We start from the raw sequence: 8374 nt of genomic DNA on the forward strand, positions 1-8374 counted from the left end.
GGCCAAAGCCATGAACCCGCGCTTTCAGCGACCACCCAAACCCACCACGGAGGGGCTCCGCCGTTCGCCGACCTTCGCCGAAGGCGCGCTTTCCACGGAAGAAATAATTTTCAGAGGACGTGTCGATTCCCAGCCCCCTGGTTCGTTGTACCCAGTGAAGGGCACGCACCACGCGTCCCACGGGAGACCGAAATGAAAGTGATGGTGATCGTGAAGGCCAACGCCGACTCCGAAGCCGGCCGCATGCCCAGCGAACAGGAACTGTCCGAAATGGGCGCCTTCAACGAACAACTGGTGGCGGCCGGCATCATGCTGGCCGGTGAAGGCCTGCACGCCACCCAGCGCGGCCGTCGCATTCATTTCGGCGCCGGGGCACCCAAGGTCGAGGCCGGTCCGTTCGGTCCTGCCAGCGAACAGATCGCCGGCTTCTGGCTGTGGGAGGTGCGGTCGCTGGACGAGGCCGTTGAATGGGCCAGCCGTGCGCCGTTCGGCGAGGGCGGCACGCTGGAACTGCGTCCCCTGATCTCCGCAGAAGACTTTGGTGAAGCCTTCACCCCCGAATTACAGCAGCAGGAACAGCGTCTGCGTGCACAGCTGGAAGGCTGACCCGATTCCTCTCCCAACCGGGCACGCCCCGGCACTACCACCCTGAACCGCACAACGGAGTATTGCCATGAGACTGATTCCCTTCCTCGGCTTCAGCGGCCAGGCCCACGAGGCAATGGCGTTCTATGCCAAGGCACTCGGTGGCCAGGTCACCTCGGAAATGAAGTACCGCGACATGCCGCCCTCCGATGGCTCGCCGGGCTGCAACGAAATGCCGCCGGAAACCCTCGACCACGTCGCGCACAGCCAGCTCGAGATCGGCAGCGCCATCGTGATGGCGGCCGACGGCCCCGGCGGAGGCGAGGGCGGCTCGACCACCATCAATGTCGATGTCGACAGCATCGAAGAAGCCGAACGCGTGTTCGCCGCGCTGGCCGAAGGTGGCCAGGTACAGATGCCGATCGGCGAAACGTTCTGGGCACATCGCTGGGGCATGCTGATCGACCGTTACGGCAAGCCGTGGATGGTCAACTGCATGAAGCAGCCCTGATCCCGCCTCTGTCATCCACAAGGAGCTTCAACGATGAGTGCACCACAACCGCAGATGATCTTCGTCAACCTGCCCGTGCAGGACCTGGAGAAGTCCAAGGCATTCTTCACCGCGCTGGGCTACAGCTTCAATCCAACCTATACCAATGACGATGCGGCTGGCATGGTCATCAGCGAAAGCATCTACGTGATGCTGCTGACCCAGCCCTTTTTCCAGCAGTTCACCAACAAGCCGATTGCCGACGCGCACACCCACACGGAAGTGATCAATGCGCTCTCGGCACCCAGTCGCAAGGCCGTTGACGAGCTGGTGGACAAGGCACTGGCCGCCGGCGCCAGCGAGCCGCAGCCGGCGCGCGACCTGGGCTTCATGTACCAGCGCGGCTTCCAGGACCTGGATGGCCATCTCTGGGAAATCGCACACATGGACGGCGAGCCGGGCTGACGGCCGCCGCAAGGGAGAACCCGCATGGCTTACGTGGACGCTTACGTGCTGCCGTGCCCGCAGGACAAGGTGGCGGCCTACCGCCGCCTTGCCCGCAAGGCCGGCGCGGTGTGGAAGGACCATGGCGCGCTGCAGTACATGGAATGCGTGGCCGACGATGTGGAACCGGGCAAGAGCACCTCGTTCCCGCGCGCGGTCAAGGCGAAACCGGGCGAGACGGTGATCGTCGCCTTCGTGGTGTTCCGCTCGCGTGCGGCACGCGACCGCATCAACGCAAAGGTGATGGCCGACCCGCGGCTGGCGTCGCTGGGCCCGAAGGACATGCCGTTCGATACGAAGCGCATGTTCTGGGGTGGCTTCAAGCCGATTGTTGAAGCGTGAGCTGCGGCGCTTGTGCGGGCCGGGCGTGCGTGCTGTGATCGGCGCATGCTCGAGCCCGCACTGACGCAGCGTCTGGAAACCCTCTGGCGGATGGAGTCGCCAGTGCTGATCGCGCGCCTGGCGCGGCTGCTCGGTGGCGATGTCGGCCGTGCCGAGGAACTGGCCCAGGACACCTGGCTGGCCGCGCTGGAGCGTTGGCCGGAGCAGGGCATCCCGGACAACCCCGGAGCCTGGCTGATGACCACCGCGCGCAACCGTGCCATCGATGTGCTGCGCCAGCACCAACGCGTGGCTCAGCAGCACGCGCAATGGGGCGAGGAACTGCATCCGGCGGCGCTGCCGGCACCCGATGACAGCCAGGCGCTGGAGGACGACCTGGGCGATGACCTGCTGCGGCTGATGTTCGTGGCCTGCCATCCCGTGCTGCCGGCCGATGCGCGCGTGGCGCTCACCCTGCGCCTGCTCGGTGGCCTGACCACCGTGGAGATCGCGCGCGCGTTCCTGCAGCCGGAACCGACCATCGCCCAGCGCATCGTGCGCGCCAAGCGCACCCTGGCGCAGAAGCAGGTGCCCTATGAAGTGCCGCGCGCGGAGGCGATGCCGGAGCGCCTGGCCTCGGTGCTGGAGGCGATCTACCTGGTGTTCAACGAAGGCTATGCGGCCAGCGCCGGCGACGACTGGATGCGCCCGGCGCTGTGCGAGGAAGCGCTGCGGCTGGCCCGCATCCTGGCCCATCGGTTGCCGGTGCCGCCGGTACTTGGCCTGCTGGCGCTGATGGAGCTGCAGGCCTCGCGTGCAGCGGCGCGGGTGGACGCGCAGGGCGCGCCGGTGCTGCTGGACCAGCAGAACCGCGCGCGCTGGGATTGGCTGCAGATCGAACGTGGTCAGCAGGTGCTGGCGCGTGCGCTGGCCGCGGGTGGTGGCGACGATCCCTACGTGCTGCAGGCGCGCATTGCGGCCTGCCATGCAGCGGCGCGCCGCCCCGAGGATACCGATTGGCCGCGCATTGCTGCGCTCTATGCACAGCTTCTGCAGGTGCAGCCTTCGCCAGTGGTGGCATTGAACCGGGTGGTGGCGATCCTGCGCAGCGACGGTCCCTTCGCCGCGTGGGCGCAACTGCAGCCCTTGCTGGTCGACGCGCGCCTGCGTGACTACGCGCCACTGCAGGTGGTGCGTGGCGAGCTGTTGCAGGCACTGGGGCGCGAGCAGGATGCGCGTGACGCTTTTGGCGAGGCGGCTCGGCTCAGCCACAACCAGGCCGAGCGCAGACTGCTGCGGCAACGGGCCGGCCTGCCCCCCACGGACTGAGCCGACAAGGACAGCACTTGTCGCCGCGCGCCTGAGCGGCTATGTTTCGCGCCCAGCGGACGCATCAGCGCCCGCATTCCGTGCGTATTGACCGAGGAGCGGTTGGATGTATTCAAGGACGAAGAGCGCATCGCGCGCTTTTGCGCGCCTGCTTGCCTGTGCCCTGTGCCTGGCCGTATGGCCGACGGCCGTGCAGGCCGCGGACAAATCGCAGCAGGCCTATTGGGCCGGTTTTGCCTATACCGCTGACGCCGCCGCCGTGCAGGCGACCACCCCACATGCGCATGCGGTGCTGGAACGGCGTGGCCTGGTCCCGCTGAACCAGACGCTGGCGCAGTCGCTCAAGCGCCGCGCACCGGCCCACCTGGAGCTGATCGACCAGCCGGTGGCGATGCTCGACGGCACCACCAGCGCCACCGTGCTGGCCGCCGCGCTGGACCGCGAACTGGTCTCGGTCGAGCCGATCGGTGACCAGTACAAGGTGCTGGTGGAAGTGGCGCTGCAGGCGTTGTTCTTCGACTTCCGCGAGCGCCAGGTGATCGCGTCCTATCCGCTCACGCTGCAGCGCATCGACGTGCAGGATTACCGACCGGACAACGACGATATCGACGCGATCGTCGCCGATCTGCTGTATGGCGGCGCCGATACCAGCCTGTCGCAGGTGCTGGCGGCCAGCCTTGCCCAGGCCAGGTTGCCCGACGCGGCGGTGCGCCGTCTGCAGGTCGGTGGTGTAACCCTGTCCGACGCGGTCCGCGCCAAGCTGCCCGACCCGAAGTGGGAAGCGCCGCTGCGCGCCACGCTGGCCCATGAACTGTCCAAGACGCTGTCGTCCAACACCGGCGTCGGGCTGCTGCCGCCGGCCTCGGGCCAGGCGATCGGTGGCGCGATGGCTGCCCGCTTTGCCGACGGCAAGGTCTACCAGCTGAAGATTCCCGAACCCGACTACGTCATCAACCTGCAGGTCGATGCATTGAAGAACGGCGTGATCGAGGAAACCCCGGCGATGAAGACGATGCTGTTCGGCGCCTTCTTCACCGCCAGGGTGACCGAACCGTTCTCGGGGAAGGTCTATTTCGAACAGCCGCTGCGCAAGGGGGCCACCAAGGTGGTTCCGGCCACGCAGTGGCAGGTCGACCAGTGGTCGGCCAGCTACGAAACCCTGCTGGCCGGGCTCGATGCCTTCGCCGGCGCCGCCGCCAAGCGTGCCGATTCGCGCGCCTGGCTGGACGAACAGAAGCCGGGCGGCCGCCCGTTGCAGCAGCAGACCCAAGCCCTCCAGGAGTTGATCAAGTCATGTCGTTGATGCGTACCATCCTGCTCATCCTCATCGCGCTGGTGGTGGCCTCGCCGGTCGCTGCGCAGACCGCGAGTTCGCGCGGCACCGGCTCGGCCAGCTACGGCCTGCGCCTGAGTGCCGATACCCGTGCCCAGGCCCTGAACAAGGCCAAGGTCAACGCCCTGGAGGCGTACATCGCCGAAACCGGTGCGGCCAAGCTGCGCCTGTTCGAAGCGCGCCGCGCCGAGTTCATCGGCGAGATCGACCGCTACGTGCTCAGCGCGGTGCAGCTGTCGGACACCGAAGACAAGAAGGCCAAGACCTACACCGTCACCGTCCGTGCCGAGATCAACACCACCCTGCTGCAGACCAAGCTGGATGCGGGTTCGGCCGTGGCCGGTGCCACCGCCGCGCAGCGCTCGCTGCTGACCTTCCTGTTCATGGCGCGCTCGCAGGACACCGTGCAGTCGTTCCAGGACAAGGAATACCGCCGCGTCGACGCCAGCAGCAGCTACAGCGAGAACACCCGTGAGGGCGACAGCTTCCGCGGCAACTCGGTCAGCACCAACGGCAGCATCAACCAGAACGGATCGGTGTCGGTCACCAGCGGCGGCAGCACCACCGCACGCGCCGACAACATCACCTGGAAGGTGGCCAACGCCGCCGAGGTCAACACCGCGATGACCGGTGCCTTCAGCGCCGCCGGCTACGAAGTGGTTGAAGCCGAATACGTGGAAGGCGAGTCGCGTGGCCTGCTCAGCATCGAGCGCATCCGCAAGGACTTCAGCACCGGCAACGACCTGGCCCCGGCCACCCTGCGTGACACCGCCAACGGCATCCGTGCAGCCAACATTCCGTACATCGCCGTCGGCACCCTCGACGTCGGCATGCGCGACCGCGACCCGGCCAGTGGCAACACCCGCGTGTTCGTCACTGTCACCGGCAAGGTGCTGGACGTGACCGGTCGTTTCCCGCGCACCGTGTCGTCGGTCGGTCCGGTGCAGTTCTCCGGCACCGGCCCGAATGAAACCGTGGCCCGTACCAATGCCCTGCAGCTGGCTGCCGAAAAGGCCGCCCAGCAGATGATCAACGAACTGAACGTCAAGGCGGTCCGCTGATCCGCCACCCCGGTGGGTGCCGAGCGCGCTCGGCATCGCCCCGGGGCTCACCGATTCCCCACGTGCCGCACCGCGGCCGTCTCTCCCAAAGGACTCTCACATGATCCGCAATACCGCTCTTGTCCTGGCCATCGCGGCCGCCACCCTGTCGATGCCGGCGCACGCTGGCCTGGGCAAGCTGAAGGACCTGGCCGGCGCCGCCACCGGTACCTCCAGCAGCAGCGCCTCCAGCGCCGCCGCACCGGATGAAGCCGCGCAGGAAGCACTGGTGCGTCGTTTCGTCAGCTCGCAGTCGCACTCGCTGCAGGCCCAGACCTCATTCGCCCGTGCCTTCGGCCTGGCCGAGCAGGTGCAGCTGCTGGAAGCCGAGCGCCAGGCGCTGTCGTCGGGTTCGGTCAGCGTCGATGCGATGAAGAAGTCGGTGTCGGTCAGCGAAGCCGCTCAGGCCGCGATCGACGAGCGCCAGGCCGCGCAGCCGGAGCTGAACGCTGAATCCAAGCAGCACTATGCCGAAGGCCTGGTCTCGCTGCTGGCGTCGGCTGCCGAAGCGCAGAAGCTGGGCGGCGAAGCCAGCAACTTCACCGCCGGCATGAAGAACCTGGGCGCCACCCAGATGGCCACCGTCGGCCGCAAGCTGGCTGCCGGTGCATGGGTGGCCAAGGAATCGCCGGGCTTCATCCAGGGCCTGTACGGCTCGACCAAGTCGGCCGTGACCTTCGCCAAGAAGAGCAAGGTGAAGGTGCCGTCGAACGCCGATTCGATGCTCGACTCGATCTGATCCGAGGATCAACCCCATGCGTACGACCTCCCGTTTGATCGGCCTGGGCCTGGCTGCCGTGCTGCTTGCAGCCTGCGGCAAGCAGGACACCCCGGCCGCCGATGCGCCCACACCCGCCAAGGACAAGGCAACCAGTGCACTGGCCAGCAATGCGCCAGTGGAAGCAGCGCCCCTGCGTGGCACGCCGGATTTCGGCGGCACCACCCAGGTCGCGCGCGAGGCCGACGGCATCGGCAGCACCCCGGAACTGGCGGTGCTGGCGGCGCTGCAGTCGGCGGTGGCGCAGGTCAACGGCGTACGCGTGGCCAGCCAGATGCAGGGCCTGCGCGCAGGCCTGCATGTGGACGTGGATGATGAACACGTCGGCGATATCCGCGCCGACGCGTTCACCCAGCAGATGATCGCCGGCTCGCAGGGCGCGGTGCTGGGCTATGAAATCCTGTCGCAGGACGAAGTGCGGCAGCTGGACGAGGAAACCATCGCCCGCGTGCGCGCCAGCGATGAAGGCTGGAGCTTCAAGGGCTCGGCCTCTGCCAGCGCCTCTGGCGAAGCCACGGCCAAGGGCGGCGGTGCCTCGGCCAGCGTCAGGGAAAGCTACGACGAGAAGGTCAGCGTCGATGCCAAGCGTGGCGCAAGCTCGTTCGATTCCGACGTGACCCACCGCAGCATGCGCAGCTACTGGAAGGTACGCGTGCGTGCCCAGATCGCCCAGTACCGCGCACCGGACGAGCAGGGCAAGCCGAAGATCGTGGTCGCGCTGCCGCGTACCAAAGCCGGCAGCTATGCCGTGGGCGATGGCCGCGTGAGCGCCGATGAAGTGGCCGACGCGATCCGCGCACGCCTGTCCGACACGCTGACCCAGACCCAGCGCTTCATCGTGCTGGATCGCGAGTTCGGCGACGAACTGCAGGCCGAGATCGACCACATCAACAGCGGCAACGTGCGTTTGCAGGACACTGCCCGCGTCGGCCAGCAGCTGGCGACCGACCTGATCCTGATCCCGACCATCGAACGCTTCGAGTACCCGCGCAGCGTGCGTAACCTGCGCATGTCCGACCGCCAGGTGACCTCGTATTCCGGTGGCGGCCGCATCACCCTGCGCCTGGTCAACGCCACCACTGGCCAGGTGGTGATGTCCGACAGCTTCGATCACCAGTTGGCCTCGACCGGCCCGAGCACCCTGCCGCGTGTGGTCAACGGCCGCAACATGGCTGCGGCGATGATGGAATCGCTGTCCGGCCAGATCGGCACCAGCATCGTCACCACGCTGTTCCCGGTATCGGTGGTGTCGGTGGACGGTGACCAGGTGGTGCTGAGCCAGGGCGGTGACACCGTGCAGGCCGGCCAGCGCTGGCAGGCTGTGCGCCTGGGCGAGGAACTGAAGGACCCGCAGACCGGCCGTTCGCTGGGCCGCAGCGAACACCCGTGCTGCACCATCCGCATCGACCGCGTGGCTGCGCAGACCTCGTACGGCACCATCGAAGATGGCGTTGACGCGATGCGCGGCGGCTTCCGTCCGGGCCAGATCGAACTGCGCCAGAAGCTGGGCAGCAAGCCGGCTGCCGCCGCTGCTGGCGCAACGGCCTCGGCAGCACCGGCTACCGCCGCGCGCCCGGTGGCCAAGCCGAAGCCCAAGCCTGCCGCGGCCCCGGCCGAAGACCCGAACTGGTAACAGGCTCAGGCAACACACAGATGGGGTCAGAGCCCTTTCCCGCCGGGAAAGGGATCTGACCCTTTCTTGTTTCCGTTCGTGTCGACCATGGTCGACACCCACCAACAGCAGCGGGAACCTGTCGAAGGCGGGGTGGGTCCGGTTGCGGGGGCGTGAGCCGCATGGATGCGGCGACCGAGCCTTATCTGATGGAAATCTGTCAGCGTAGGTGTCGAGAGCCGGCGTGGGCCGCCGTACGAGCCTGGATCTCGACGATCGCCATGTAGCTTGGCGCCCACACCGGATTCTCCCTTGATCCGCC

At 67.3% G+C, this 8374-nt stretch carries 9 protein-coding genes; all 9 read left to right on the forward strand.

Translation table 11 applies throughout. The features are described 5' to 3' along the window. The first annotated feature begins 192 nt into the window (after positions 1–192). On the forward strand, positions 193–606 hold the full coding sequence (locus tag AC10QF_RS17595; RefSeq protein WP_032953878.1) for a YciI family protein: 414 nt from the start codon (positions 193–195) through the stop codon (positions 604–606). A gap of 67 nt (positions 607–673) precedes the next feature. After that, the gene (locus AC10QF_RS17600) at positions 674–1096 is read left to right on the forward strand and encodes a VOC family protein (protein WP_111175762.1); all 423 of its coding nucleotides are present in this window, start codon (positions 674–676) and stop codon (positions 1094–1096) included. Between the two features lie 33 nt (positions 1097–1129). Next, on the forward strand, positions 1130–1540 hold the full coding sequence (locus AC10QF_RS17605) for a VOC family protein (protein WP_021202152.1): 411 nt from the start codon (positions 1130–1132) through the stop codon (positions 1538–1540). Positions 1541–1564: 24 nt separating this feature from the next. Further along, positions 1565–1921, forward strand: a complete 357-nt coding sequence (locus AC10QF_RS17610; protein WP_032128771.1) for a DUF1428 domain-containing protein — start codon at positions 1565–1567, stop codon at positions 1919–1921. A 45-nt stretch (positions 1922–1966) separates the two neighbouring features. Continuing rightward, positions 1967–3229, forward strand: a complete 1263-nt coding sequence (locus tag AC10QF_RS17615; RefSeq protein ID WP_494542598.1) for an RNA polymerase sigma factor — start codon at positions 1967–1969, stop codon at positions 3227–3229. A 106-nt stretch (positions 3230–3335) separates the two neighbouring features. Beyond that, positions 3336–4532 (forward strand): hypothetical protein, encoded by a 1197-nt coding sequence (locus AC10QF_RS17620; RefSeq protein WP_069140071.1) that lies wholly within the window; start codon positions 3336–3338, stop codon positions 4530–4532. Next, entirely contained in the window at positions 4523–5623 is a 1101-nt protein-coding gene (locus AC10QF_RS17625) for a hypothetical protein (RefSeq protein ID WP_049464579.1), read from the forward strand. The genes AC10QF_RS17620 and AC10QF_RS17625 overlap by 10 nt, the downstream gene beginning before the upstream one ends. A gap of 100 nt (positions 5624–5723) precedes the next feature. After that, positions 5724–6401, forward strand: coding sequence for a hypothetical protein (locus AC10QF_RS17630; RefSeq protein WP_005415096.1), 678 nt, complete (start codon positions 5724–5726; stop codon positions 6399–6401). A 16-nt stretch (positions 6402–6417) separates the two neighbouring features. Next, entirely contained in the window at positions 6418–8073 is a 1656-nt protein-coding gene (locus AC10QF_RS17635) for a CsgG/HfaB family protein (protein WP_494542599.1), read from the forward strand. The last annotated feature ends 301 nt before the right edge of the window (positions 8074–8374 follow it).

Source organism: Stenotrophomonas maltophilia complex sp. Om-AH-Sm3 (assembly GCF_059337855.1).

Bases quoted from the DNA above. Each gene is read 5' to 3' on its own strand.
- AC10QF_RS17610 (WP_032128771.1), top strand. From the start codon at position 1,565: ATGGCTTACGTGGACGCTTACGTGCTGCCGTGCCCGCAGGACAAGGTG.
- AC10QF_RS17600 (WP_111175762.1), top strand. From the start codon at position 674: ATGAGACTGATTCCCTTCCTCGGCTTCAGCGGCCAGGCCCACGAGGCA.
- AC10QF_RS17595 (WP_032953878.1), top strand. From the start codon at position 193: ATGAAAGTGATGGTGATCGTGAAGGCCAACGCCGACTCCGAAGCCGGC.
- AC10QF_RS17635 (WP_494542599.1), top strand. From the start codon at position 6,418: ATGCGTACGACCTCCCGTTTGATCGGCCTGGGCCTGGCTGCCGTGCTG.
- AC10QF_RS17630 (WP_005415096.1), top strand. From the start codon at position 5,724: ATGATCCGCAATACCGCTCTTGTCCTGGCCATCGCGGCCGCCACCCTG.
- AC10QF_RS17620 (WP_069140071.1), top strand. From the start codon at position 3,336: ATGTATTCAAGGACGAAGAGCGCATCGCGCGCTTTTGCGCGCCTGCTT.
- AC10QF_RS17625 (WP_049464579.1), top strand. From the start codon at position 4,523: ATGTCGTTGATGCGTACCATCCTGCTCATCCTCATCGCGCTGGTGGTG.
- AC10QF_RS17605 (WP_021202152.1), top strand. From the start codon at position 1,130: ATGAGTGCACCACAACCGCAGATGATCTTCGTCAACCTGCCCGTGCAG.
- AC10QF_RS17615 (WP_494542598.1), top strand. From the start codon at position 1,967: ATGCTCGAGCCCGCACTGACGCAGCGTCTGGAAACCCTCTGGCGGATG.